At 70.8% G+C, this 26,436-nt stretch carries 21 protein-coding genes; 15 read left to right on the top strand and 6 right to left on the bottom strand.

Features of this window, described 5'->3' with window-relative positions; all coding sequences use genetic code 11:
- Positions 1–58 precede the first annotated feature (58 nt).
- The 12 genes from MBA17_RS23955 (at position 59) to MBA17_RS23900 (ending at position 16,776) form a co-directional block, all read left to right on the top strand.
- Entirely contained in the window at positions 59–1,207 is a 1,149-nt protein-coding gene (locus tag MBA17_RS23955; protein WP_238498800.1) for a GNAT family N-acetyltransferase, read from the top strand.
- A 6-nt stretch (positions 1,208–1,213) separates the two neighbouring features.
- Positions 1,214–2,371: a bifunctional cobalt-precorrin-7 (C(5))-methyltransferase/cobalt-precorrin-6B (C(15))-methyltransferase gene (locus MBA17_RS23950; RefSeq protein ID WP_238498799.1), complete on the top strand. Its 1,158-nt coding sequence runs from the start codon at positions 1,214–1,216 to the stop codon at positions 2,369–2,371.
- A 125-nt stretch (positions 2,372–2,496) separates the two neighbouring features.
- Positions 2,497–3,318, top strand: coding sequence for a sirohydrochlorin chelatase (locus tag MBA17_RS23945; protein ID WP_238498798.1), 822 nt, complete (start codon positions 2,497–2,499; stop codon positions 3,316–3,318).
- Positions 3,319–3,390: 72 nt separating this feature from the next.
- Positions 3,391–4,464 (top strand): nicotinate-nucleotide--dimethylbenzimidazole phosphoribosyltransferase, encoded by a 1,074-nt coding sequence (gene cobT, locus MBA17_RS23940; RefSeq protein WP_238498797.1) that lies wholly within the window; start codon positions 3,391–3,393, stop codon positions 4,462–4,464.
- Between the two features lie 77 nt (positions 4,465–4,541).
- Positions 4,542–5,555, top strand: coding sequence for an agmatinase family protein (locus tag MBA17_RS23935; RefSeq protein ID WP_238498796.1), 1,014 nt, complete (start codon positions 4,542–4,544; stop codon positions 5,553–5,555).
- An 84-nt stretch (positions 5,556–5,639) separates the two neighbouring features.
- Positions 5,640–6,872, top strand: coding sequence for a uroporphyrinogen-III C-methyltransferase (gene cobA, locus MBA17_RS23930; protein WP_238499025.1), 1,233 nt, complete (start codon positions 5,640–5,642; stop codon positions 6,870–6,872).
- Positions 6,869–9,208 carry a dynamin family protein gene (locus tag MBA17_RS23925; protein ID WP_238498795.1) on the top strand — a complete coding sequence of 780 codons (2,340 nt, stop codon included), beginning with the start codon at positions 6,869–6,871 and terminating at the stop codon, positions 9,206–9,208. The genes cobA and MBA17_RS23925 overlap by 4 nt, the downstream gene beginning before the upstream one ends.
- Positions 9,205–10,854: a GTPase gene (locus MBA17_RS23920; protein ID WP_238498794.1), complete on the top strand. Its 1,650-nt coding sequence runs from the start codon at positions 9,205–9,207 to the stop codon at positions 10,852–10,854. The genes MBA17_RS23925 and MBA17_RS23920 overlap by 4 nt, the downstream gene beginning before the upstream one ends.
- A 363-nt stretch (positions 10,855–11,217) precedes the next feature.
- Entirely contained in the window at positions 11,218–11,790 is a 573-nt protein-coding gene (locus tag MBA17_RS23915; protein WP_238498793.1) for a single-stranded DNA-binding protein, read from the top strand.
- Positions 11,791–12,288: 498 nt separating this feature from the next.
- Positions 12,289–13,773 carry a GGDEF domain-containing protein gene (locus MBA17_RS23910; protein WP_238498792.1) on the top strand — a complete coding sequence of 495 codons (1,485 nt, stop codon included), beginning with the start codon at positions 12,289–12,291 and terminating at the stop codon, positions 13,771–13,773.
- 66 nt (positions 13,774–13,839) lie between these two features.
- Entirely contained in the window at positions 13,840–15,504 is a 1,665-nt protein-coding gene (gene ettA / locus MBA17_RS23905; protein WP_238498791.1) for an energy-dependent translational throttle protein EttA, read from the top strand.
- 69 nt (positions 15,505–15,573) lie between these two features.
- Positions 15,574–16,776, top strand: a complete 1,203-nt coding sequence (locus MBA17_RS23900) for an MFS transporter (RefSeq protein WP_238498790.1) — start codon at positions 15,574–15,576, stop codon at positions 16,774–16,776.
- Here MBA17_RS23900 and MBA17_RS23895 read toward each other — a convergent pair.
- From MBA17_RS23895 to MBA17_RS23880, 4 genes are all read right to left on the bottom strand, one after another.
- Entirely contained in the window at positions 16,773–18,302 is a 1,530-nt protein-coding gene (locus MBA17_RS23895) for a glycoside hydrolase family 13 protein (protein WP_238498789.1), read from the bottom strand. The two genes, MBA17_RS23900 and MBA17_RS23895, sit on opposite strands and share 4 nt — an antisense overlap.
- A 30-nt stretch (positions 18,303–18,332) precedes the next feature.
- Positions 18,333–18,734: a globin gene (locus tag MBA17_RS23890; RefSeq protein WP_238498788.1), complete on the bottom strand. Its 402-nt coding sequence runs from the start codon at positions 18,732–18,734 to the stop codon at positions 18,333–18,335.
- Between the two features lie 39 nt (positions 18,735–18,773).
- Entirely contained in the window at positions 18,774–19,658 is an 885-nt protein-coding gene (locus MBA17_RS23885; protein ID WP_238498787.1) for a mechanosensitive ion channel family protein, read from the bottom strand.
- Between the two features lie 517 nt (positions 19,659–20,175).
- Positions 20,176–20,460, bottom strand: a complete 285-nt coding sequence (locus tag MBA17_RS23880) for a hypothetical protein (RefSeq protein WP_238498786.1) — start codon at positions 20,458–20,460, stop codon at positions 20,176–20,178.
- A gap of 335 nt (positions 20,461–20,795) precedes the next feature.
- Between MBA17_RS23880 and MBA17_RS23875 the strand changes: the two genes are divergently transcribed.
- The 3 genes from MBA17_RS23875 (at position 20,796) to MBA17_RS23865 (ending at position 25,320) form a co-directional block, all read left to right on the top strand.
- Positions 20,796–22,346 carry an NsdA family TPR-like regulatory protein gene (locus MBA17_RS23875; RefSeq protein WP_238498785.1) on the top strand — a complete coding sequence of 517 codons (1,551 nt, stop codon included), beginning with the start codon at positions 20,796–20,798 and terminating at the stop codon, positions 22,344–22,346.
- Between the two features lie 4 nt (positions 22,347–22,350).
- Positions 22,351–22,869: a GNAT family N-acetyltransferase gene (locus tag MBA17_RS23870; protein ID WP_238498784.1), complete on the top strand. Its 519-nt coding sequence runs from the start codon at positions 22,351–22,353 to the stop codon at positions 22,867–22,869.
- Positions 22,870–23,205: 336 nt separating this feature from the next.
- Positions 23,206–25,320: a tetratricopeptide repeat protein gene (locus MBA17_RS23865; RefSeq protein ID WP_238498783.1), complete on the top strand. Its 2,115-nt coding sequence runs from the start codon at positions 23,206–23,208 to the stop codon at positions 25,318–25,320.
- 27 nt (positions 25,321–25,347) lie between these two features.
- Here MBA17_RS23865 and MBA17_RS23860 read toward each other — a convergent pair whose 3' ends face one another.
- On the bottom strand, positions 25,348–25,809 hold the full coding sequence (locus tag MBA17_RS23860; protein WP_238498782.1) for an NUDIX hydrolase: 462 nt from the start codon (positions 25,807–25,809) through the stop codon (positions 25,348–25,350).
- A 6-nt stretch (positions 25,810–25,815) separates the two neighbouring features.
- Entirely contained in the window at positions 25,816–26,418 is a 603-nt protein-coding gene (locus tag MBA17_RS23855) for a DUF47 domain-containing protein (protein WP_238498781.1), read from the bottom strand.
- Positions 26,419–26,436: the final 18 nt, after the last annotated feature.

Here is a 26,436-nt window from a genome sequence, read left to right as displayed (position 1 = left end):
GCTGATCCTCCGTACGCTGAGCTGTAATGCGCCGAAATCCTGTTAAAAGGGGATACGTGTGCATGCCTTCGACCCGGGACTGATGATCCGCACCGAACGGCTGCTGCTGCGGCCCTTCGACACCGCCGACGCTCCGGCGATCCACGAAGTGATCCAGGCGCGGCACGAGTTCCTCCCGCCCGGCGCCCCCGGCCACGTCTCCGGCGTGTCCCAGTGGCTCAGGCACGGCGTGCACGAACTGTCCGCCTCCGGCCAGGGCATCCACCTGGCGATCACCACGGAGGGCGAGATCGTCGGCGGCATCAGCCTGTTCTCGACCCGCTGGGGCGCGGGCATCACCGAGATCGGGTACGGCGTGCATCCCGCCCACCGGGGCAACGGCTACGCGACGGAGGCGGTTCGCGGCCTGTCCCGGCACGTCATGGCCGAGACCGGGCTGCACCGCGCCGAGATCCGCGTCAACCTCGACAACGCGCCCTCGCTGCGGGTCGCCGACAAGGCGGGCTTCGTCAAGGAGGGAGTGCTCCGCGACGCGGGAATGGAGGACGACGGCCCGCACGACCTGGTCGTCTTCGGCCTGCTCCGGTCCGACCTCGCCGACGGCCCCGCCCGGCACGTGCCGTCCCTGGGCCCGGCACGCCTGGAGACCGCCCGCCTGACGCTGCGCCCCTTCGAGGCCGCCGACGCCGGCGACGTGCTCGCCGCCTCGGGCGACCCCGACATCCGCCGGTGGCTGAAGTGGGCACACGACTTCGACCGGGAACGCGCCCGGGACTTCTGCCTGCGCCGCGCCCACCTCGACCCCGGCACCACCGCCCTGTGCGCGTTCGTGGACCGGGAGACCGGCCGCCTGTCCGGCGCGGTCTCGCTCTTCGGCGCCGACTGGACCGACGGCTTCGCCTACTGCGGCTACTGGACGGCCCCCTGGGCGCGCCGCCGGGGCTACGCGGCCGAGGCCGCCGAGGCGATGGTCCAGCACGCCTTCTCCCGCGGCCTGGCCCGGGTCGACCTGTGGGCGGCCGTCGGCAACACGGCCTCGCAGCGGGTCGCCGAGCGATCCGGGTTCACCCGCGAGGGGCTGTTGCGCGGCGCGGGACTGCTGCCCAGCGGAGAACGCACCGACATGACCGTGTTCGGCCGCCTGCGTGACGACGTTCCCACTGGCACGGAGCCCTCCGGCCGGTCACTGTGGAGGGGAGGACGGTGAGCAGTGATGATCACGGTGATCGGATGTGACGGGTCGGACCTGTCGGCGGAGGCCCGGGAACGCATCGGCAGGGCCACCCTCGTCACCGGCCCCGAACGCGTCATGCGCAGAGTACGGCCGGCCCACGGCGTGTCCAGGGTCGTCGGCGGCGACCTCCTCGCGACCCTCCGGGAGCACCTCGAAACAGGGGAGGGCCACGCCGTCGTGCTCGCGGAGGGCGACCCGGGCTTCTTCGGCGGCGTGCGCGCGCTGCGCGACCACGGGCTGGTCCCCGAGGTCATCCCCGCCAGTTCGCTGATCTCCAGGGCGTTCGCGCACGCCGGGCTGGCCTGGGAGGACGCCCTCGTCGTCGGCACCTCCGACCTGCGGCGCGCGGCGAACGTCTGCCGAGCCCACCACAAGGTCGCGGTGCTCGCCGCCCCCGGGGTCGGCCCGGCCGAGCTCGCCAGGGAACTCGCCCCCACCACGCCGCGCGAGCTCATCGTCTTCGAGGATCTCGGCGGTTCCGGCGAGCGGGTCACCCACAGCAGGATGGGCGAGGCGACCACCCGCCCGTGGCGCAACCCGGACGTGGTCCTGGTACTCGATCCGCGGCGGCGCGTCGAGCCCGCCTGGCTCGCCGGCGCCCGCCCCGGCCCCGGGGTGTGGGCCCTGGGCTTCGACCGGCTGCGGCACGGCCCCGGCCCGGAGGCGCGCGCCTTCGTGCTGGCCAAGCTCGGTCCCCGGCTGGGCGACCTCGTCTGGGACGTCGGCGCGGGAGCCGGTGAGATCGCCGTGGAGTGCGCCCGTTTCGGCGCGGCCGTGGTCGCGGTGGAGCGCGACTTGGGCCGCTGCGAGACCATCAAGCGCAACGTGATCGCGCATGGCGTCAAGGTCGCCCTCGCCCGCGGGCGGGCGCCGGCCGCGCTCGAACCGCTGCCCGCGCCCGACAGCGTCCACGTGGGCGGCGGCGGCCCCGACGTGATCGCCGCCTGCGCGGCGCGACGCCCGTCCTCTCTGGTGACCGTGCTGCGTGCCGCCGAGGAGGCGCCCGCCGTACTGGCGATCATGAAGGAGCACGGTTTCCACGCCGAAGGGGTCCTGATCCAGACCGCCCGGCTCGGCGAGACGCGCGATCTCAGCCCGGCGGAGTCCGTCTTCGTGGTGCACGGATCACGTGTTTGACCCCATCTGTCACACAAGCATCGTTGCCACGCCGTTACCTGTCCACGGCCAGCCCTTATCGGATATCCTCGCGTGTCTTGCCTGAGTATCCCCAGGTCAGCTTGTCAAGGTGATGGAGAATCTGCATGAAGCCGCCACTGCTGCTCATCGGGCATGGTTCGAGCGATGACAGCGGTGCAGCCGAATTCGGCAGGTTCGTGCACCGGCTGCGCTGTCGACTCGACCACAGATCGACCGACGTCTCCGGCGGCTATCTGGAGAAGGCCAGACCCCGGCTGAGCGACTCGGTCGCCTCCCTCATCGCCAGGGGCCACCACCGCCTCGTCGCCCTCCCGCTCACGCTCAACGCCGAGCAGCGCGCCGGGGGCCGGATCCCGGCCGCCATGGCGCTCGAACAGCAGCGGCACCCCACCCTCATGTACGACTACGGCCGCCCCGTCGGCCCCGACCCCCGGGTCCTCGGCCTCCTGGCCGACCGGCTCGCCGACGCCGCCATCGAGGTCCCCCGGCTGCGCGCCGTGCCCACCTGGGGTCTCGACGAGGAACCCGCCCCCATCGAGCCCGGCGAGACCGCCGTCGTCCTCGTCGGCGACGGCTCCACCGACGCGACCGCCAACGCCGAGGTCCACCGCGTCTCCCGCCTCTTCTGGGAGACCCACGCCTACGACCTGATGACCGTGGAGACCGCCTTCGTCTCCCTCACCCCGCCCGGCGTCCCCGGCGGTCTCGAACGCTGCCGCCGCCTCGGCGCCCGCCGCGTCATCGTGCTGCCCTACCTCCTGTTCGCCGGCGGTCAGCTCGAACGCGTCTGGGCCCAGGCCCTGGCCTACGCGGCCGGCCACCCCGACCTCGACATCCGCTGCGCCGAGGTGATCGGCGACTGCGAGGCCCTGGCCGACGTCGTCATCGACCGCTACGAGGAAGCCCTCGACACCACCGCGTGGTGACCGGGCGCCGTTGACGTTGCGACCGCCTGGCGGAACCCTCCCCAGGCGCCCCCACATGACGGGAGACGTGAGTTGAGCCTGCTGGACGAGACGATCGCCGCTGTCCGCCCCGCCGACCGGTCCGCGATGGCGGACGCGCGTGCGCACCAGGACCGCCTCACCAAGCCACGCGGCTCCCTCGGCGTCCTGGAGGACGTCGCGGTACGGCTGGCCGGCGCCGCGGGCGTCAGCCCGCCCCCGCTGCCCGCCCCCGCCGCCCTGGCCATCTTCGCCGCCGACCACGGCGTGCACGCGCGGGGCGTCAGCCCCTGGCCCCAGGAGGTCACCACCCAGATGGTGGCCAACTTCACCGGGCGCGGAGCCGTGGCCAACGCCTTCGCCACCCAGGTCGGCGCCACCGTGACCGTCGTCGACGTCGGCGTGGCCACCGACCTCCCCGAGGCCCCCGGCCTGCTCATCCGCAAGGTCGCGTACGGCACCGCCGACCTGTCCCGCGGCCCCGCCATGACCGCCGAGCAGGCCGTCGCCGCGCTGGAGACCGGCATCTCGGTCGCGGCGCAACTCATCGCCTCCGGCGCCCGCTGCCTGATCACCGGCGACATGGGCATCGCCAACACCACCGCCTCGGCCGCCCTGATCTCGGCCTTCACCGGCCAGGACCCGGCCGCCACCACCGGCCGCGGCACCGGCATCGACGACGCCACCCACAACCACAAGATCGCGATCGTCCGAGAAGCCCTGGACGCCAACTTCGACGGGACCCTCCCCGCCGAGGGCGAGGCGCTGCGGACCCTGGCCGCGGTCGGCGGGCTGGAACACGCCGCGATCGCCGGATTCATCCTCGGCGCCGCCGCGACGGGCGTTCCCGTCATCCTCGACGGTGTGATCGCCGGGTCGGCGGCCCTCGCAGCGGCGGCCCTGGCGCCGTCCGTCGTGGACCACTGCGTCGCCGGTCACCGTTCGGCCGAACCCGGTCATCGGATCGCCCTCGACCATCTCGGCCTCCGTCCCCTGGTCGACCTGGAGCTCCGCCTCGGCGAGGGCACCGGCGGGCTCCTCGCCCACCCGCTGGTCTGCGCCGCCGTACGCGTCATGCACGAGGTGGCCACCTTCGACTCCGCCGGTGTCACCGACAAGCAGAGCTGAACGGGCGGTCCGAACGCGCACGCGCATCCTCATAACGGGCAGGGTAGGAGGACCCGGCGACAGAAGGGATGCGCGCAGTGCCCAGATACGGAGCGATGTACGGCCCGGACATCACGTTCCTCGGCGTGGACAGATGTGACGTGACCGACCCAGGCACCTTCGCCGACGCCGACGTGGTGATCATCGGAGCCCCCTTCGACGGCGGGACGACGAACAGGCCGGGGGCGCGGTTCGGTCCGATGGCGATGCGGCAGGCGTGCTACCTCCCGCACGACGGGTCGCGGCCCAGCCTGGCGATGCGCGTCGACGCCCTGCGCGACCTGAGAGTGCTGGACGCGGGCGACGTGCAGTGCTACTCGGGCGACGTCGAGAAGTCGATCCACGACATCGAGGAGGCCGTGCACCGGATCGCCTCCTGCGGAGCGATTCCCCTCGTGCTGGGCGGCGATCACACGATCGCGCTCCCCGACGCCCGCGGCGTGGCACGGGCCAGGGGGATGGGCCGCGTGTCGATGCTGCACTTCGACGCGCACGCCGACACCGGCGACATCGCCTTCGGCCACCTGTACGGCCACGGCCAGCCGATGCGCAGGCTGATCGAGTCGGGCGCGATCCGCGGCGACCGGTTCCTGCAGATCGGCCTGCGCGGCTACTGGCCGGGTCCCGAGACCCTGGCGTGGATGGCCGAGCAGAACATGCGGTCCTACGAGATGACCGAGATCGGCGCGCGCGGCCTGGAGGAGTGCCTGACGGAGGCGTTCGCCCTCGCGCTCGACGAGTGCGAGGGGGTCTACCTGTCGGTGGACATCGACGTGTGCGACCCGGGGGCGGCGCCGGGGACGGGCACCCCGGAGCCGGGCGGGCTGTCGGCCAGGCAACTCCTCGACTCGGTGCGCAGGATCTGCTACGAGCTGCCGGTGGTCGGGATGGAGATCGTCGAGGTCGCGCCGCCGTACGATCATGCCGATATCACCGTGGCTTTGGGCAATCGGGTCGTGCTGGAGGGCCTGTCCGGAATGGCGCGCAGGCGTAAGGACGCGGCGGGAGGGACCAGGTGGGATCCCCGTCAGCCCCTCCTTGACGACCGTTAACACAGGTGCCGCGAAAACCCTGGGCCTGAGCCGGTAGGTTTACGTCCTAACATGCAAGTTCTCGCGAACGGGAGATCGGCCGCCATGTCCCCCTACCTGCTCGGTCTGCGCCTATCCGGGCGGCGCGTCCTCGTCGTGGGCGGGGGCAGAGTCGCCCAGCGCAGGATTCCGGCGCTGCTGGAGGCGGGTGCGGTGGTCACGCTGGTCTCGCCGGGGGTCACCCCCGCGCTCGACGACCTCATCGCGGCCGGACAGGTCACCTGGGAGGCCAGGCCGTACGAGGTGGGCGACTGCGACGGCGCCTGGCTCGTGCAGGCGTGCACGGACGACCGGTCCGTGAACACCGCGGTGGCGGCCGAGGCGGAGGCCAAGCGCGTCTGGTGCGTGCGCGCCGACGACAAGGACGCGTCGGCGGCCTGGACCCCGGCGAGCGGCCGCGTCGAGGAGATCGGCGTCGCGGTGACCGCGGGCGGCGACCCTCACCGGGCCGCGGGGATCAGGGACGCGATCGTCGACGCGTTGCGCGACGGCACGGTCGACGCCAGGCGGAGCCGGACCAAGCCGGTCGGGGTCGCGCTGGTCGGCGGCGGACCGGGCGATCCCGCGTTGATCACCGTGCGCGGGCGGCAGCTCCTGTCACAGGCCGACGTGGTGGTCGCCGACCGGCTCGCGCCGCGCGCGCTGCTCGACGAACTGCCGGCCGACGTGGAGCTGATCGACGCCGCGAAGATCCCCTATGGTCGTTACCTCGCCCAGGAGAAGATCAACGAGCTGCTCGTCGAGCATGCGCGGGCGGGGAAGTTCGTGGTCAGGCTCAAGGGCGGTGATCCGTTCGTGTTCGGCCGGGGCGGCGAGGAGATGCTGGCCTGCGCCCGCGCGGGCATCCCGGTGACCGTGGTGCCGGGCATCACCAGCCCGGTGGCGGTCCCGGCGGCGGCCGGGGTGCCGGTCACGCACCGAGGGGTCAGCCAGGAGTTCCACGTGATCTCGGTGCACGTGGCGCCCGACGATCCGAAGTCCACCGTCGACTGGCCGGCGCTCGCCCGCTCGAACGGCACCCTGGTGTTCATGATGGCGGTCGAACGGATCGGGAAAGTCGCCGACACACTCCAACGAGACGGACGTTCTCCGGAAACTCCCGTAATGGTGGTACAGGACGGTACTCTTCCGACGCAACGGGCTCTCTACGCCACGCTCTCCACTGTGGCAGAGCGCGTCATCGCAGCTGGGATACGGCCACCGGCGATCGTTCTCGTCGGCGATGTCGTGAAGGTCGGCCAGGAGGTCGAGATGGTTCGAGCGGAGCGGGTTCCGTGAAATCAGCTGCCGACAGGCCCAGAGGGCTCGGCGACGCCGGAGACGACAGGACGGCCGCCCCCACCCCGGACGATCAGGAGTCGCCCGGGGAGCAGACCATGTCCTTCCGCCCCATCAGGGACGAGGACACGGGCACCGACCCGCCCGGCCCTGCCGACGACCCGCAGGACCGCCGCGAGCCCCCGGAGGGTACGGCAGGCGAGCCCGCCGGCCCCCGGGACGAGGCCGGCCCACCCGGGGGCGGTCGGCATGACCCCGCCCGGGGCGCCGGCGGGGAGCGAAACGAGCCCACGCGGACCGACGACGACGCTCCCGCTCGGGGCGGCGACGGCGAGTCCGGCGACGTTCCCGCTCAGGCCGCCGGTGGCGGGATGGATGATGGGCGGCGCGAGGTCGCTCGGAGCGAAGACGGCGAGTCCGCCGGCGGGCGGCGCACAGGCGCTCAGGGTGGCGACGGCGAGCCCGGTGACGCCGAGGGCGATCCCGCCCGGCGGCACGACGCGCGACGAGGTGAGCGGCCGGCCTCCCCGGGCGAAGCCGCGCAGCCCCGCCGTACCCCAGGACTGTTCGAGGCCGCCGGCGCGCAGTCGGCCGGTACGCAGTCGGCCGATAGCAGGGCGGACCCCGGGCGGCGCGCGGCGCGCTCACGTGAGATGGCGATGCCCGACGCGGCGGCGCAGGCCCTGACGGGTGCGCTCCACGCGCTCAGGGAGAGCGTCACCGGCCTGCGGTTCGGGTTGGTGGGGCCAGGCGCGGAGGAGGCGGGCAAGGCCAGGGAGGAGATCCTGGCGCAGCTCGACGACTACGTGATCCCGAGGGTCCGGATGAGCGACGCGCCCGCGCTGGTCGTCGTGGCCGGCTCGACGGGTGCGGGGAAGTCCACGATGGTCAACAGCCTGTCGGGCGGGAAGGTGAGCGCCACCGGCGTACGCCGCCCGACGACGGGGACCCCGGTGCTCGTCTGCCACCCCGACGATCTCCAGTGGTACGCCCAGGACGGCATGCTCGGCGGGCTCACGCGGGTCGAGCGGGCACGACCGGACACCGGGCCCGACAGCCTGGTCCTGACCACCACCGAACGCCTCCCGCAGGGGCTCGCGCTCCTCGACAGCCCCGACATCGACTCGGTGGTGGAGAGACACCACGAGATCGCGCACCGCATGCTCGACGCCGCCGACCTGTGGATCTTCGTGACCACCGCGGCACGCTACGCCGACGCGCCCGCCTGGCGGCTGCTCCGCCTGGCCAAGGAGCGGGGCGCGCGGCTGGCGATCGTGCTGTCGCGAGTGCCTCCGAAGTCGCGTGACGTCGTGGTCAAGCACTTCGTCCGGATGCTGACCGAGTACGGCCTGGGCGGCGCGGACCGGTTCGTGATCAACGAGTGCGCGGTCCGGGACGGCCGCCTCCCCGAGAGCGAGATCACCGAGCTGCGCAGGTGGCTGGCGGAGCTTTCCGTCGACGAGAACCGCAGGGAGCAGGCCGTACAGGCCACGCTGGCGGGCGTGCTCGACAGCTTCAGGACCAGGGTGCCCGCGCTCGCCAAGCATCTGGAGGCGCAGGTGGCCTTCCGCGGCGAGCTGCGCGCCGACGTGGACACCGCCTACATGGGCGCGCTCGCCGAGATCGACGAGGTGACCAGGAACGGCTCGCTGATGCGCGGCGAGGTACTGGCCCGCTGGCAGGACTTCGCCGGCTCGGGCGACCTCACCCGCACCCTCCACTTGCGCAAGCCGGGCAGGTTCGGCGGGAAGAGCTCACGGCAGGCCCCGGAGCGGCAGCGCGCCCTGGCCGCCGCGCTGCGCACCGGCCTCGAATCGGTGACCGTCTCCGCGGCCCAGCGCGCCGCCGAGGAGGTCGTCGGCCGCTGGGTGCGGCGAGGCGGCCCAGGCGACACGCTCGCCTCGACCCCAGGTCTCGCCGACCCGTCCGACGAGCTCGTACGGCGGGCCGGCCGTACGATCGCCGCCTGGCAGGAGCACATGGTCGCGCTGATCCGCAAGGAGGGCGTGACGAAGCGCTCGGTGGCCAGGGTGGTCTCGTTCGACGAGGAGTCGCTGGCGTTGATCTTCACGGTGGGGCTGCTGGGATACGGCACGCCCGAGGCGGACGGCGGCTCGGAGCCGATGCCCCAGCGGCTGCTGCGTTCGCTGCTGGGAGCCGAGTCGCTGCGGAACATCAGCGTCAAAGCACGTAACGACCTGCGCGCGAGGATCGGCATGCTGTTCGATGAGGAGACCCTGAGATATGTCCGGGCGTTAGACGGCGCCGGCATTCCCGACGAATCAGCCGCGACCCGCCTCTACCAGGCGACGTACAACCTCGAGGTCGCCAGATGACCGCCACCACTACCTCCACCAAAACCGCCCGGCCAGGACTCGGCTCCCGGCTCGCCGCCCTGTCACGGCTCGTCGAGCTCGGCCCCGGCCGGGTCGACCCGGAGCTGCTGGCAGAGGCGCAGCAGCTCCTGCTCCGCGCCGGCGACCGGCTGAAGCTCTCCTCCGACCACACGGTGGTCGCCCTCGCCGGCGGCACGGGCAGCGGCAAGTCCTCCCTGTTCAACGCGGTGTCCGGGCTGGAGCTGTCACCGACGGGCGTCCGCAGGCCGACCACCGCCCGCACCCACGCGTGCGTGTGGGGGCTGGAGGGCGCGGGGCCGCTGCTCGACTGGCTGCAGATCCAGTGGCGGCACAGGTTCGCCAGGGCCAGCGCGCTGGACAAGGGCGACAGCCAGCTCCACGGCCTGATCCTGCTCGACCTCCCCGACCACGACTCCATCCGCGCCCTCACCGACCACGAGGCCGACCGGCTGATCCAGGTGGCCGACCTGGTCGTGTGGGTGCTCGATCCACAGAAGTACGCCGACGCCTCCACACACCGGCGCTACGTCGTCGACCTGGCCGGTCACAACGCGGTGACCATGTTCGCGCTCAACCAGGCCGACCGGCTCGCCCCCGAGGAACTGGCCGAGTGCGTCGCCGACCTCACCGACCTGCTCGAACGCGAAGGCGTGGAGAATCCCTGCGTGGTGGCCACCGCGGCGACCACCGGGGGCGGCGCCGACAGCCTCAAGACGGTGCTCGCCCACACCGTGTCCAGGCGCAGAGCGGCGATCCAGCGCCTGGAGGCCGACATCGAGCGGGTGATCCGCAAGATGGTCGCGCTGATGCCCGAGGGCGACGCCGGCGGCGTGCCGTCCACCGTCGACGCCGCCCGCCGGGTCGGACTCACCGACGCGCTCTGCGACGCCGTCGGGGTACCGGCGCTGGGCGAGGCCATGGAGAACGTGTACGGCGCGCGATCGGCGGCCTGGGTCGGCTGGCCGTACGCGCGCTGGGTGGACCGGCTGCGCGGCGACCCGCTGAAGAGCCTGCGGCTCGGCGACCTGCGTGACGAGATCAGCGGTGTGCCCGGCGGTGAGCAGAGCGCGCAGCCGGCCGAGGTGGCCAACGCGATCCAGGCACTGGCGGACGGCGTGTCCGTGGGGATGCACGACTCCTGGCGCAACGGGGTGAAGCTCGCGGCACGCTCACAGGCGGCCAAACTGCCCGAGGCGCTGTCCGGCGAGCTGGCCCAGGTCGCACCCAGGCTCGACCGGGTCCCCGGCTCGTGGCGGCTGCTGAAGTTCTGGCAGTACAGCCTGGTGGCGCTGTTCGTCGCGGGAGTCGCCTGGGTCGGCACCACGCTCGCCTACGGGGTGTTGGAGGTGGGCGAGTTGCCCGTCGGGCTCCGGGTGCTGGGCGAGGTCGAGACGTTGCCCTGGGTGGGGCTGATGATGGTCGCCGTGCTCGGGCTGGGGCTGCTCTCCGCGGTGGCCAGCCGCAACTTCGTGGTGCTGGGGGCGGGCAGTGAGCGTGATCGCCTCGAACGGGAGATGCGGCGCAGGGTAGGGGCGTTGTCGGAGAGCATGGTGGTCGAGCCGGTCGAGCGTGAGCTGGCCAGGCACCACGACTTCTACGAGGCGCTGCGCGGCCTGCGGGGCTGACACGGCTCGCGCTGAGCTTTCGGCCTGCGGCCTGCGCTGCGCCTGCGGTTCGCGCTGCGCCTGCGGTTCGCTGCCTTTGCGGTTCGTGCTGAGCGTGCGGTTCGTGCTGAGCGTGCGCCGAGCTTTCGGCCTGCGGTCCGTGGTGAGCCTGCGGTCCGTGGTGAGCTTTGGTCTGCGGCTGAGCTTTGCGGTTCGTGCGTGGCCTGCGGTCTGCGCTGAGCCTGCGGTTCGTCCACAGGGGGCGGGTTATCCCCAGAGCGTGGTTCGGTGGCCTGTGCCCTGCGGGGTGCGGGCCACTGTTGTGCTCCGGGCCGCGGGTATCCGGGGCCCAGAGGGCAACGGGCCACATGGAAAGGCAAGCGCATGAACGACATCCACGTCACCATCACGGGCAACGTCACGGCGGAGCCACGCCAGCACACCTTCTCAGACGGATCACGGGTCACGTCGCTGCGCGTCATCACGACCAACCGTTACTTCGACAAGCGGGTCCAGGAGTGGCGCGACGGTGACAAGACGGTCTTCGCCATCCGCTGCTGGCGGGCGCTCGGCGACAACGTGGCCCAGTCGATCAGGGCCGGTCAGCCGGTCGTCGTCCACGGGCGGTTGCGGATCCGGGAGTTCGGGCCGGAGGGCGAGCGCCGGTTCATGGCAGAGGTAGAGGCCGGTTCCGTCGGTCACGATCTGCGCTGGGGAATGGGCAGCTTCACCAAGCCGCAGCGCGGCGGTGCGGCGCCCGCGCTCGACACCGAGAGCCGCGAACTGCTCGACCGCGAGACGGAGGACTGGGCGTTCGCCACCGCCCGGCCGGCGGCATCGGCCTCCCCCGAGGCGTCGCCCGCCTGGCCGGCGCGGCTGGAGCCGGTCGCCGCCACGGGGGAGGCGAGCGAAGAGTCGTCCACGGAGGAGCCGGCGGAGGAGCCTGTGGCCGCCTGACCGCTGCGGTGAGGCCGGTCCCGGGTTTCCCGGGTGGCTTGCCCGTGCTCGGCGGGGTGATGCCGGTCCTGGGCGGTGGTGATGCCGGTCCTCGGCTGTCGCGATGCCGGTCCTCGGCGCGTGGCGGGTCGAGGCCGGCGTCCAGGCGGAATCAAAAGGAGACGAAGCAAGGAACAGCAAGCAGAACGGAGGAGAGGAGAGGAGGGGCACCGGCCGTGAGCGGTCGCTGTTCTTCGGGAGGGCGCTTGTGGCGCAGTCTCACCAAACCCTCGAAGTGGCCGGCCGATGGTCTTCGCATTGATCGAACGAGTATGTGCTAGGTCCAAACCACGCCTCGCACCATGGCAGCTCCTTTCTCGCAGGGCCCCCGCGCAGTGAACGGTCTCCGGTAGCGGGTCACGGTTTACGTGACCACATGCCCCAAGGTAGCGGTTCGCTTCGCACATCGCACACTCTGCAACTATTGTGTTACACATCGGAGTCAGTGAGGGGGACGACATGGCGGCGACCAGTCATATCTCGGTCAAGCCCCCTGGCGGGGTCGCGGCGCTCGCCCGTCGGTGGCCCCTGCTCGGACAGCGCTGGCCACTCGTCGTCTACATCTGCGGCATCGTGGCGCTGTATCTGGTGGGGATCGGATACTTCGGCGTGACGACCCAAATTCGCTGGCCGGACGTGCTGACGTTCGGCGCGCTGATGGCCTGTGGCGCGGTCTGTATCGAGGCGACCAGGCGGCTGGGCATGCCGGCCGGGGTCTCTCGCGACCTGCTGTCGGCGTGGTGGCTGCCGGTCGCCCTGTTGTTGCCGCCCCTCTACGCGCTGCTCGCGCCCATCCCGCTGCAGATCCTGCTGCAGATGCGGGTCAGGCAGACGGTGGTCTACCGCCGGGTCTTCAGCAGCGCGGCCATCGGCCTGGCCGGTCTCACGGCCGCAGTGGTGTTCCATGCCACGATGGGCCGTCCTCCACGGCCCGAGTTCAGCGCGGTGGTGCCCAACGCGATGAGCTCGACCGTGCCGATCGCGGTGGCGATCGCCTGCGCGGCACTGTTCACGGTGGTCAACACGGCGCTGATCGCCGTCGCGGCCCACACGGCCGACCCCGACTCGCGCTGGCGCGACGTGCTGTGGGACCGGGAAAGCGTCCTCCTCGACGTGGTGGAGCTGTGCCTGGGCGTGATCGTGGCGATCAGTTGCGGGCTCGATCTCGCCCTGCTCGCACTCGCCCTGCCGCCCGTGGTGCTGCTTCAGCGCAGCCTGCTGCACGCCCAGCTTCAGGCCGCGGCCCGCACCGACCCCAAGACCGGCCTGCTCAACGCCGCGGCATGGCAGCGGGAGGCCGACACCGAGATCGCCCGCGCCCGGCGCACGGGCGACCCGCTCGCCCTGCTCATCATCGACATCGACCATTTCAAGCGGGTCAACGACACCTACGGCCACCTGGCCGGTGACCACGTCCTCGTTGAGGTGGCCGGTGTGCTCCGCAGCCAGATACGTGAATATGACCGAGTCGGCCGATTCGGCGGGGAGGAGTTCGTGGTCCTGCTGCCGGGGGCCGACATGACCGAGGCGCGCAGGGTCGCCGAGCGGCTCCGCGTCCGTGTCGGCCGGACGGCCGTGCCCGTCGACGACGAGTTGATCACCGTGACCGTCTCGGTCGGCATCGCGCTCAGGACCCTGCACGGCGACGACCTGCTCGATCTGCTGGCCGCCGCCGATGTGGCCCTCTACCAGGCGAAGTCGCTCGGCCGCGACCGAATCTGCCTGCCCGCGGCTGGCACTCCCGCGCCGCGACGGCCGGCCGACCGCTTGACCGGCCTGACCGGCCTGACCGGTTTGATCGGCCTGGCCGGCACGGCGGTCGATGGAGCGGCCGAGCGACCAGGGGACAGGCAGGAGGAAAGGCCGGGCGACAGGCTGGACGGTCTGGTGATCGAGCCACTCGCGGAAGGGCCGGTGGAGCGCCCGGCGAGGCTGGCCGAATGACCCTCGGCGGAGAACGGGCCCGGTTAGCGCCGAAACCGCTTTGCCGGGGCCACTAAGCTGGGGGACATGCCGGAGTACATCTACACGCTGCAGCGCGTGCGCAAGGCGCACGGCGACAAGGTGGTCCTCGACGATGTCACGCTGTCGTTCCTGCCCGGAGCCAAGATTGGCGTCCTCGGGCCGAACGGCACCGGAAAGTCGACGCTGCTGAAGATGATGGCGGGCCTGGAGCAGCCGTCCAACGGCGACGCCAAGCTCATGCCCGGCTTCAGCGTCGGAATGCTTCAGCAGGAGCCACCGCTCAACGAGGCGAAGACCGTCCTGGGCAATGTCGAGGAGGGTGTCGCCGAGACCAAGGCCCTCGTCGATCGTTACAACGAGATCGCCGAGCTGATGGCCACCGACTACAGCGACGATCTGCTGACCGAGATGGGCAAGCTGCAGGAGCAGCTCGACCACCGCAACGCGTGGGATCTCGACAGCCAGCTGGAGCAGGCGATGGACGCGCTCCGCTGCCCGCCGCCCGACGCCGACGTGACCACCCTGTCCGGTGGTGAGCGCCGCCGCGTGGCCCTGTGCAAGCTCCTGCTTCAGGCGCCCGACCTGCTGCTGCTCGACGAGCCCACCAACCACCTCGACGCGGAGAGCGTCCAGTGGCTGGAGCAGCACCTGGAGAAGTACGCGGGCACCGTCCTGGCCGTCACCCACGACCGCTACTTCCTCGACAACGTCGCAGGCTGGATCCTCGAGCTCGACCGCGGCCGCTGCCACCACTATGAGGGCAACTACTCCCTCTATCTGGAGAAGAAGACCTCTCGCCTCAAGGTCGAGGGCCAGCGCGACGTCAAGCGGAGAAAGCGCCTGGAAGACGAGCTGGAGTGGGTCCGCTCCAATCCCAAGGCCCGCCAGACCAAGAGCAAGGCCCGTCTCCAGCGCTACGAGGAGATGGCCGCCGAAGCCGACAAGTACCGCAAGCTCGACTTCGAGGAGATCCAGATCCCGCCGGGCCCACGCCTGGGTACCACGGTGATCGACGCGAACAAGCTCACCAAGGGCTTCGACGACCGCGTCCTGATCGAGAATCTGTCGTTCACCATGCCGCGCAACGGCATCGTCGGTGTCATCGGCCCCAACGGCGTCGGCAAGACCACGCTGTTCCGCATGATCACCGGCAACGACGCCCCCGACAGCGGAGCCATCACGGTCTCCGACTCGGTTCAGCTCTCCTACGTCGACCAGACCCGTTCGGGCATCGATCCGAAGAAGAACGTCTGGGAGGTCGTGTCCGACGGGCTCGATCACATCAAGGTCGGTCACGTCGAGATGCCGTCGCGCGCCTACATCGCGGCGTTCGGTTTCAAGGGCCCCGACCAGCAGAAGCCGGCCGGAGTGCTGTCGGGAGGCGAGCGCAACCGCCTCAACCTGGCGCTCACCCTCAAGCAGGGCGGCAATGTGCTCCTGCTCGACGAGCCGACGAACGACCTCGACACCGAGACCCTCTCCAGCCTGGAGAACGCGCTGCTCGACTTTCCGGGCTGCGCCGTGATCACCTCCCACGACCGGTGGTTCCTCGACCGCATCGCCACCCACATCCTGGCCTGGGAAGAGGGATCGAGCTGGTTCTGGTTCGAGGGCAACTTCGCCGACTACGAGAAGAACAAGATCGAACGACTCGGCAGTGAGGCCGCCCGCCCACACCGCGTCACCTATCGGCAGCTCAGGCGCGACTGAGCGTGTCCGGTCGTCTCACGGGCTGACACCCGGTGGCGCCCGGACGGCCCGAAGGCCGACTATCGATCGGTGGGTAATGAGCGACGGCGTTGGTGGATCCTGGCATTCGGGGTCAACGCACACACGCTGAGCACGGTGGGGCTGTTCGGGTTGCCGGCGATTCTCCCGGTGATCCGGCAGGACCTCGGCGTGTCGCTCGCCATGGCGGGCCTGATCACCGGTGCTCCGAGCATCGGTGCGATGGCGACCCTGATCCTCTGGGGCGCGCTGGCCGACCGGCGGGGTGAGCGGGTGGTCGTCGCCACCGGCGTGGGCACCTGCGCGGTGCTGCTCGCCGTGGCGGCCACGGTCTCCGATCCGGTCGTGCTGGCCGTGCTGCTGGTGCTGATGGGAGCCACCGGCGCGGCGGCCGTCGTGGGCGGCGGCCGGATCGTGCTGCGCTGGTTCCCGCCCCACGAGCGCGGCGTCGCCATGGGAGTGCGGCAGATCTCCTACACGCTGGGCATGGCCATCGGCGCGTTCGCGCTGCCACCGATCGCCCTCGCGTACGGTCTGTCGGGCGCCTTCCTCGCCTCGGCGGGAGCATGCCTGTTCGCGGCGATCCTCGGCGGTCTCTTCATCGCCGATCCCGCAGGCCGGCACACCACGTCCGAAGTCGTGCGCCGGCCGCGCTCGCCGTACGGGAGGCCCGAGTTGTGGCGGGTGCACGCGACGAGCGCGTTGCTGGTCGTTCCCCAGTTCGTGGTGAGCACCTTCGGTGTGAGTTGCCTGGTGGAGGCGCACGGCTGGGACCATGTGGTCGCCGGGCAGATCTTCGGCGTGGCGGCGCTCGCCGGAGCCGCGGCCCGGCTGGCCGCCGGGTACTGGTCGGACCGGATCAGCCGGCGGATGGCGCCGCTCCGACTCGTCGCGCTCGGCACGGCCTCGGTGATGGGGTTGCTCGCGGTCGCCGAGCAGGTCAGCCCGTGGCTCGCCGTACTGGCGCTCGCCGCCGCCTCCGTCATCTCCGTGAGCGGGAACGGCCTGGCCTACCTGGGCGCGGGCGAGCTGGCCGGTCCCGGCTGGGCGGGCCGGGTGCTCGGCGCCCACAACACGGTGCAGAACCTCGTCTCCTTCGCGGCGGTGCCCGCCCTCGGCGCCCTGATCGGGGCCTCGGGCTACTGGGCGGGCTTCGCGGTCGGCGCGGCGCTCGCCCTTGCCGCGGTGCCGCTCGTCCCGGTCAGGGCCGAGCGGCGCGCGGTGAGCGCGGGTGACAGGGCGGCCTCGATCTAGCTCAGCCAGACGGCCGTGTCGGGCGGGAGCGTCCCGGCGTGGATGCTTCCGCTGGACAGCAGCACCCGCTCGTGCGGCGGTAGCGGTACGGGATCGGGCCCGCAGTTGATCGCGCAGGTCAGGGTGCCGCGGGTGAAGACGAGCGCGCCCTCGGGGGAGTCGAGCCAGGCGATGCCGTCCGGCAGGGAACGGCGGAGCGAGCGGCGCAGCGCGAGCGCCCGCTGATAGTACGCCAGGGTCGAGCCGGGGTCGGCGGCCTGTCGTTCGGCGCTGAGCGCCGCCCATTCCACCGGTTGCGGCAGCCAGGGACGCGCGCCGTCAGGCGAGAATCCGTACGGCATGGCCGTACCGGACCAGGGGAGCGGGACACGGCAGCCGTCCCTGCCGAACAGTTCGCCGCCGGAACGCTCGAAGATGGGGTCCTGGCGGGTTCCCGGTGGCAGATCCGTCACCTCGGGCAGACCGAGTTCCTCCCCCTGGTAGAGATATGCCGATCCGGGGAGGGCGAGCATGACGAGCAGGGCGGCTTTGGCGCGGGCCAGACCGGTGCCGGGGTCGGTCTCGTCATACCTCGTGCGGTGCCGTACGACGTCGTGGTTGGACAGCACCCAGGTCGGCGACGGGACGGTGGCGAGCGTGTCGTCGATCACCTCGCGGAACGCCGTGGGCGACCAGGGCGCCTGGAGCCAGGCGAAGTTGAAGCTCTGCTGCAACTCGTCGGGGCGCACGTAGCGGGCGAGGTCCTCGGCGGAGTCGGTCCACACCTCGCCGACGGCCATCCGGTCGCCGGGGTAGGAGTCGAGGACCTTGCGCCATTCGCGGTAGACCTCGTGCGTCTCGGGGCGGCCCCAGATCGGTGACTCGGCCTTGAACGCCTGGTCCTCGGGCGGGGTGTCGGGCAGGCCGGCCGCCTTGTAGAGGCCCATCGCGACGTCGATGCGGAACCCGTCGACGCCCCGGTCCAGCCAGAACCGCAGCACGTCGAGGAACTCCGCGTGCACGACCGGGTCGCGCCAGTTGAGATCGGGCTGCTCAGGCGCGAACAGATGGAGGTACCACTGCCCGTCGGGCAGGCGGGTCCAGGCCGGGCCGCTGAAGGTCGACTGCCAGTTGTTGGGCGGCAGCTCGCCGCCGTCGGCGAACAGGTAGCGGGCACGCTCGGGACTGCCGGCGGGGGCGGCCAGCGCGGCCTGGAACCAGGCGTGCTCGTCGGAGCTGTGGTTCGGCACGATGTCGACGATCACCCGGAGCCCCCGCGCGTGCGCGTCGGTCACCAGCGCGTCGAAGTCGTCGAGCGAGCCGAAGAGCGGGTCGACGTCACGGTAGTCGGACACGTCGTACCCCCCGTCGGCCATCGGCGAGCGGTAGAACGGGCTCAGCCAGACCGCGTCCACCCCGAGGTCCGCGAGGTAGGGCAGGCGGCGGCGGACACCGGCCAGGTCGCCGACGCCGTCACCCGAGGCGTCGGCGAAGCTTCGGACATAGATCTCATAGACGACGGCATCACGCCACCAGGGGAAGTCCATGCCTGCATGGCTGCCCAGCCTGACCGCCGGCTATGCGCCCGCCCTGCCGGAAGGCGCGTTGATCAAACTCTGCGCGGCGTAGACGAGGTAGTCCCAGAGCCGGGTCTCCAGCTCCTGGGGCAGCTCCAGGGACAGCACGGCGTCGTGCATGTGCCGCAGCCACGCGTCGTGCTCGGCCTCGCCGATCACGAACGGGTTGTGCCGCATCCGCAGCCGGGGGTGCCCTCGTTGCTGGCTGTAGGTGCCCGGACCGCCCCAGTACTGGATGAGGAACATCCGCAGCCGGTCCTCCGCCCCGGTGAGGTCTTCCTCCGGGTAGAGCGGCCGAAGCAGTGGGTCGTCCGCCACTCCCTCGTAGAAGCGGTGCACGAGACGCCGGAACGCCTCATCGCCGCCCACCGCATCGTAAAAGGACTCCTCGCTCCCTGACATGTCACCCAGCCTAGGTCACCACGCGCCCCGGTCGGGCCGTCAGCCGGCGGTGATCGGGATGGACGCGCGGTCGAGTGCCGCCTTGACCCGGAAACGGAGTTCGCGGGCCACCTCGGCCTGGCGGGCGGGGAGGGTCTTGGCGCTGATCCGGAAGACGACGGCCGTGTCGGAGATCTGCTCCAGGCCCCACACCACGGGCTGCTCGACGATGATCTGGTCGCGGTAGTCGGGGTCGTCCCACAGCTCGTCGGCGATGCCGTTGAGGATCTCGCGGACGGCGGGGATGTCGGAGTCGTAGGCGACGGGGACGTCGACGGCGGCCCGGGACCAGCCCTGCGACTCGTTGCCGATCCGGGTGATGGTGCCGTTGCGCACGTACCAGACCCGGCCGTCGACGTCGCGCAGGCGGGTGATGCGCAGGGTGACCGCCTCGACCGTGCCGACGGCGGCCCCCACGTCGACGACGTCGCCGACGCCGTACTGGTCCTCCATGAGCATGAACATGCCGGCGATGAAGTCCTTGACCAGCTCCTGCGCGCCGAATCCGACGGCGACGCCGAGGATGCCGACGCTGGTCAGCAGGGGAGCGAGGTCGAAGCCGAAGCGGGAGAGGATCATCAGCGTGGCGGTGCCGAGGATCACTAGGGAGGCGATGTGGTTCAGCACCGAGGCCAGGGTGTCGGCGCGTTGCCGGCGACGCTCGTTGAGCAGCACCGTGCCGCCGTCGACGGCGGTGGCGCCGCGCTGCCGCAGCCGCTCGGGCATGACCCCCTGGGCGGCCCTGCGAGCGACTTTGTTGATCGTGCGGTGAATGAGCGCCCGCAGGAGAAGGGCGATGCCGAGAATCAGCACGATGATGATCAGCCAGGTGACGAACGGAGCCCACCCGCCCGGAAGGAGCCCCTCGAAAAGCGGGCAGATCACGTCACCGCCGGAACCGCGTGAGCACGATTCCGCGAAGGCGCTCCCCAAATCGGGCATCTCGATGGGCGATGGTTTCAGTGTCACTGGGCGGATCCCCCCGGATCGGTTCGGTCGGGTGTGTGGGAAGTCGTGTGGACCTCCCCATTTTGCCGACCGAACCGGCCGCCGTCACATTACGCCGGGGAAGCCGGGGCTGGCCGGTCCCGGGGCCGCGGAGGGCGGGACCGGTTGCTCCGGTGACGAACGGCTCGAGACGGGACATGCACCCGGAGCATGCCCCGTCCCGTTACCGAAGGGGAAATCCCCTCATAACCCTCCGTAGTTTCCCGGAGGGGGTTTCTGGCCGGCCCGGTCCTCCCGGGCCGGGTGAGCAGAGATCAGGGAGCCGACGGGGCGCCCAGCGTGCGGGCCGTCGGCCACGCACGCTCCGCACCGGTCACCCCGCCGGCTCCGCGGAGCCGCGGCAGGCGCGGTGACGCTCCGGTGGCTGCGCCCCACCGGAGCGTCACCGCCTACCTCACTCCCCCACCGCGGCGAGCACTCTGGCGACCTTGGTCGCCGCACCGGCCGGATCGTCGGCGCGATGCATTCTTTCTCCCCATGACCACCAGTAGTACCAATCGAGGTGGTCGGGGACGGTTACCTGGCGGCAAGTGACGTTCTCCGCCAAACTGGTGGCGTTCGGATTGATCACCCGGACGAATGCGCGACCCGTGGGAGTCCGCACCACCCGGGCGAGCAGACCGCGATCGCCGAGTTCTGAGACCAATTGCTCCAGATGTTCGAAATCGTCCTCCCCCATTACGCGCCCTCCTCATATCGGCGTCATTAGGGGGCACCGATCACAGCCCTTCCCTTGACCGCGATCGCTGCTGGTCGGCCAAAGATGTCTCACGAAACCTGAGAGGTCAACGAGGCGGTTACCCCACTCGGTAGGGGCGTTCTCCCAACTGGGTTGAAAGAAGTGTTCCGCCGGGGGACGATCCTTAGCCGTAACCCTCTAATCGGCGTTCATAACTCCTCAGTTGTGGTCCATCATTCGCATAGGCGCAGCGCGACCCGCGAGCTACGCTGAGTCAGCAGAGCGGGCGGTCGGGAACGACCGGTCCGCGTGTCTGGCCACGGGAAGGGGCCGGAATGTCCGGCAGGCAACACAGGGAGACGGAGTTAGCGCGGCGAATCAGGGCCAAAGGCCTTGCAACCGGGCGAAGCTACGCTCAGATCGCGGACGAGATCCACGAGACGTGCGGCCCTCAGTTCGGCACCACCCGCATCAAGAGTCACCGCCTCGCTTACGGCATCGCCCTCGCCGACGTGATCGAACAGGTCCGAGCGCTGTTCGAGCGGGACGGCAAGCCGGCGCCCGGCATCGGCGAGACGCTCCTGTCCGCGTACGAAAGCGGGCTCAAGCGTCCCGGCCCCGAATATCTGCACTACCTGTGCTCGGTCTACCGGGTGGAGCCTGTCTCGCTGGGCTACGACGGGCCGTGCATCTGCGGTCACGGGCACAAGATGCCGGTGCTCGTCCGCCCCGACCAGCAGGAGCTGAAAACCGAGACGCCGTCGACCCCGCGCGAGCAGTGGTTGCAGCCGGTCAGCAGCGACCTCACCCAGACAGGCGGCGAGGAGGACGAGAACACGCTGCGCAGGACCCTGCTCAGCATTCTGGCGGGCAACGGCGTGAAGCTCGACGGACAGGTCCTCGGCTCGATCGAGAACATCCGAAGACGGATGGACGACACGCTCGTGCTGGCCACGGTCTCGCCCGCGATGCTCGACCAGTGGGAGGACACCACCGCCGGCTTCGGCCGGCAGTACACCAACACCCCGCCGCTGCGGTTGCTCTGCGACGTGCTGCTGGAGTTCAGCGCGGTGCGCAAGGCGCTGGAGCGGCGTCAGCCCATCGACCTGCAGGACCGGCTCTGCCGGATGGCCGCTCAGCTCGCCGGGCTGGGCGGCATGATCATGATAAACCTGGGTGACCACCGGCTGGCCCGTTCGTTCTTCAGGACGGGCAGGACCGCGGCCGACGAGACCGGAGACCGGGCGCTGCGCGCCTGGATCACCGCTCGCGAGGCCCTCGTGCCGCTGTATCTCGGCGATCCCCGCGAGGCGCTCAACCTGGCCAAGAAGAGCCGTGACCTGGCCGGTCAGACCCCCTGCGCGGCGCAGGCGATGGCCCCGGTCGTGGAGGCGCGCGCGCTCGCCATGCTCTCCGGCTCCGGCAAGAAGGAAGTGGTCGACCAGGCGAAACGGGCGCTCTCCCGGGCCAGGACCGCCTTCGCCCAGATGCACCCGCACGAGCAGGACGACTTCACCTTCGGCTACACGGAGCGTCAGCTCTACTTCCACCAGGGTGACGCGCTGGTGAAGCTGGGCCAGGCGATGGAGGCCGACCTGGTTCTGGAGCAGGCGCTGACCAAGTACGGCCCGTCGGAGTGGCTCGACCCGATCCTCATCAAGTTCGACCGGGCGAGGTGCAAGCTGCTCGAAGGCGACGCCGACGAGGCGATGAAGATGGGCAAGGACCTCCTGAAGGCTCTCGACGAGACCTACCGCACCGACATCGTGATGAAGCGCGCGATCGAGCTGGCCAAGGCGGTGGAGGTCAAGCATCCGGAGCACCCGATGCTGGCCGAGTATCTCGACCTGCTGCGGGCCGTTCCCATCCCGACCAGGGAGGGCTGATTGCATGACGTTGACCATCAGGCGCTATCGCTGGTCTGACCTGGAGGCCGTGTGGGCACTCCATCAGATCTGCCTGGCTCAGGTGGGGCTGGCGTCCGGTGACGGGGTCTACTACGAAGACGATTTCCCGCGCATCAACGAGGTTTACCTGGCCGACCGGGGCGAGTTCCTGGTCGGCGAGGACGACGAGGGCGACGGGGCCCCGCGGATCGTCGCGATGGGCGGCCTGCGCCGGATCGACGCCCAGGCCGCCGAGATGTGCAGGCTCCGCGTCCACCCGGAGTTCCAGCGGCGAGGGTACGGCGAGCGGATCCTGCTGGCGCTGGAGTCACGCGCGATCGTCCTCGGTTACCAGACGGTCCGTGGCGACACGACGCTGAACCAGTCGGCGGCGATCGCGCTCTATCACAAGTACGGCTGGCGGGAGATCTCCCGGGCGGACGTCGGCGGCCTCGTGGTCATCTACGGAGAGAAGAATCTGGTCAAGGAGACGGCGCAGCAACTCGCCACCCCGGGCACGTGAAACCGTTCCAGGGCAAGGCGCTTTAAGCACTAAATTCCGAATTTTCCGGATTTAGGCTGGCGAATGGTCCTTTAGGGTTGCGAAGCATGGAACTGATATCACGAAGGGTCTTGTGTATTCGTGACGTCCCCGAATAATTGAAACCTTAGCCATAGGTCTCAAAGGGGAGACATGAAAAAGATCACTGTGCGCAAGCCCGGGCTTGCCAAGCTCACCGGCAGTTCAAGCGTCATCCACAAAGGGTGACCGACCATCTCACGTCACATTTGGCTTCAGGGCGAGCGCGCCGCCGACCGTGCGGCGGCGCTCGCCCGCCGAAATCCGCCCTGGCTGACGGTGGACGCACACCGGCGCCGTGCCGGGCCGTACACGCTCGGCCGTGCTCTCCTCCAGGCGCTGGTGCCCGATGCCCTGGAACGTTCCCCCGGCCTGGTGGCCGCCCACCACCTTGAGATCCGCGCCGCCGCCCCGGGCCTTCGTGACCTGGTGCGTCCCCGCTGGGAGAGCGTCGAGGAGCGGCTGCCCGACGACGAGCGCATCCTGGTGCCCGCGCCCCGCCGTACGCTCAGGGTCGCCAACGGCATCGCCGAGTTCGTCCGAGCCGCGACCCCGACCGCACCCTCACCCCCCGTTCCGGGAGGAGACCCGGCCGAGGCCGGTGCCGCGTCCAGAGGGAGAGGGAGAGGGGTGCGGGCGGCCGTCCTGGTCGTGGAGAACGTGCATGAGGCCGACGCGACCGACCGTGAGCTGCTGAAGGTCCTGCTGCGCCGGATCGATCCCGCGCTGATCACCATCGTTGTCTGCTCACCGGACCCGCCACCCGAAGACTTCGCCGGCAAGGTCCTGCGCGCCCCGGCGGCGGACCCCACGGGCGAGATTCCCGCCGATCCGGCCCGTGCCTACGTCGACTCCGACGGCACCTCTGACGATTCCCGGCTCCAGGCCGCCTATGACGCGCTGCCGGAGCGCGACAGGGCCGTGCTGCACGATCGCCGGGCGGGGGAACTGGCCGGCACGGGGGAGTGGTCCGCGCGGCTGGGCGCGATCCCCTACCATCGCGAGCACGGCGGCGACCCGCACGGAGCCGGTGCGCGGGCGCTCTGGACAGCCGTGGATCACTGCGTCCGGGAGGGCTTCCTGGACGCGGTCGCCGAGCTGGGGCTGCGCGGACTGCGCCTGGCCGAGGAGGGCTCCGACCTGTGGTGGCGCTTCACCCAGCGCACGGCCACCGCACTGGCCGCTCTCGGCCGGCGCGCTGAGGCGCGCGAGCTGTGGGACCAGGCCAGGCGAGCCAGCGTCGATCCGGCCGTGCACGCGGCCTCGGCGTACGGCACGGCCATGCTGGACGCCCGCCACCCCGATCCCGCCCGGCGTGACCTGGGCCGGGCGATGGCGTGGATCAACCAGGCGATCGCGATCTCCACCCTGCTTCCCGACCGGCGGGTACGCGCGTTCAAGCTGGGGTTCGACCGTAACGGCCGGGCTCTGATCGAGTTCCGGGAGGGACGTGTGGAGGCCGCGCTGGCCCTGGTCGAGTCGGCGATCGAACTGGCCGCGGCGGACCTGCCACCCGGCCGCCATCCCCTCCACCGCATGGTGCTGCTCGCCAACCGGGCCCAGCTCCTGGCCGTGCGGGGCAGGACGAAGGAGGCACTGGACGACTACGGCGCCGCCATCGCCCTCGACCCGGCCTTCCCCGACCACTACCTCGACCGCGGCAACCTGCTCTTCCGGCTCGGTCTGCTCGACGACGCGCTGTCCGACTACGAGACCGCGCTGCGGCTGAGCCCGCCGATGCCCGAGGCCCACTACAACCGCGCGGAGTTGCGCATCGCCCTGGACGATCAGGAGGCCGCGCTGGCCGACCTGGACCGTGTGCTGGAGCTCGATCCCGGCTATCTGGACGCCTACATCAACCGGGCGGGCCTGCTCGCCGTGTCCGGCCGTGCCGCCGAGGCGCGCTCCGACGTCGTCGCCGGCCTGGCGATCGACCCGGGGAACCCGCACCTGTGGTCGATACTCGGCCAGCTGGAGACGGCTGACGGGCACCACGCCGAGGCGGCCGCGGCCTTCGAGACCGCGCTGGCCGCCGCTCCCGGGCTGGGCGCCGCCTGGGCCAGCCGCGCCATTCTCCGTTTCGAGTCCGGCGACCCCGAAGGTGCCGTGGCCGATCTCACCCGGGCCATCGAACTCGACGCCGGCGCCGCGCTGTACTTCAACCGGGCGATGGCCCTCCGCGCCCTGTCCCGGACCACCGAAGCCGTCGCCGACCTCCACCGGGCCCTCGACCTCGCGCCCGACGACACCGACGTCCGGGCCGCCCTCGACGAACTCGGGGTGGAAGTTATCTCCCTAGGGATGGGTCCATCCACCCAGAGTGGCAAATCGTCCGCCGACGATCCCTCGGGTATGAATTCTTCTCCCGGAAGTTTCCTCCGGCCCTCCGGATGAGTTCTCTGCACCTCAGACGGTCATCTGTCACTCCGGGGGGCAACCCGCGACCAGTTCCTCGATCACCAGCATCAGCTCCGGCGGATCAAGGTCATCGACCAGTGAGCCGATCTCACCGGGAGAGAACCAGCCGAACCCGAGAAAGGTCTCCCTCTCCTCCGCCGTGAACCCCGCCGGCCGTACCTGTGGACGATGGTCGAAACGGGCCAGGTAGAACGGCTCCGTCGCGATGGAGCGGCGGCCCCGCCACCAGCCGTCCCGCCGTACGAGAACGCACACGTCGCGCACCGCGGCTTCCGGTAGTCCCGTCTCCTCGGCCAGTTCCCGGCGAGCCGCCTGCAACGGCGTCTCCCCGGCTTCGATCCCGCCTCCCGGCGGCTCCCACAGGATGCGCCCGCTCACCGGATCCCGCCAGCGCAGCAGCAGGACCCGATCCTCGCCGTCCAGGCACACCACCCGGGCCGCGGCCCGATCGATCGTCTCGTCCATGACGGATCATCGTTTCATGGCGCCGTCGGCGATGGCGTCGGCCGCCTCGCCGATGGCGATGCCGATGATCTCCAGGCGGCGTACCAGCTCGCGTTCCTTCATCGCCTCGGCGGTCAGCTCGTCGGAGAAGATGCGGGCGATCTCGTACTGGTACATCCGCTGGATGTTGCCGCCGATCTTCTTGGCCTCCAGGGCGTCGTGGCCGACGGCGGAGAAACGGGACGCGAGGTCGCGGACCGACTCCTCCAGCGCCTCGATGCCCACGACCACCTGGTCGAGCATGGGGGCGAACCGGCGCTGGCCCGGGACCCGGTAGAGGTAGGACTCGCGGACGAAGTCACGCAGGCCGTCGAGGATGTCGTCGATGGAACGGGAGAGGCGGAAGAGGTCCTCGCGGTCGATGGGCGTGACCAGGGCGCCGGACAACTCGGCGATCAGGTCGGCCCGGAAGGTGTCGCCGCGGTGCTCGATCGTCCGCATCCGCTCGTGCGCGTCGGTCCGCCCTATCTCGCCGCCGATCATGGCCATGGCGAGCCAGGCGCCTTCCTTGGTCGACTCCAGCTGGCCGATCAGCGCTTCGGTCAGCGCGCCGTCCATCCGTCCTGTCATGAGGTCCATCACGCGCCG

The sequence above is a fragment of the Dolomitihabitans soli genome (genome assembly GCF_022213955.1).
Lineage (GTDB): Bacteria > Actinomycetota > Actinomycetes > Streptosporangiales > Streptosporangiaceae > Streptosporangium_A > Streptosporangium_A soli.
The sequence above is the reverse complement of the archived record's forward strand: the minus strand, read 5'-3'. Positions and strand labels throughout refer to the sequence as shown.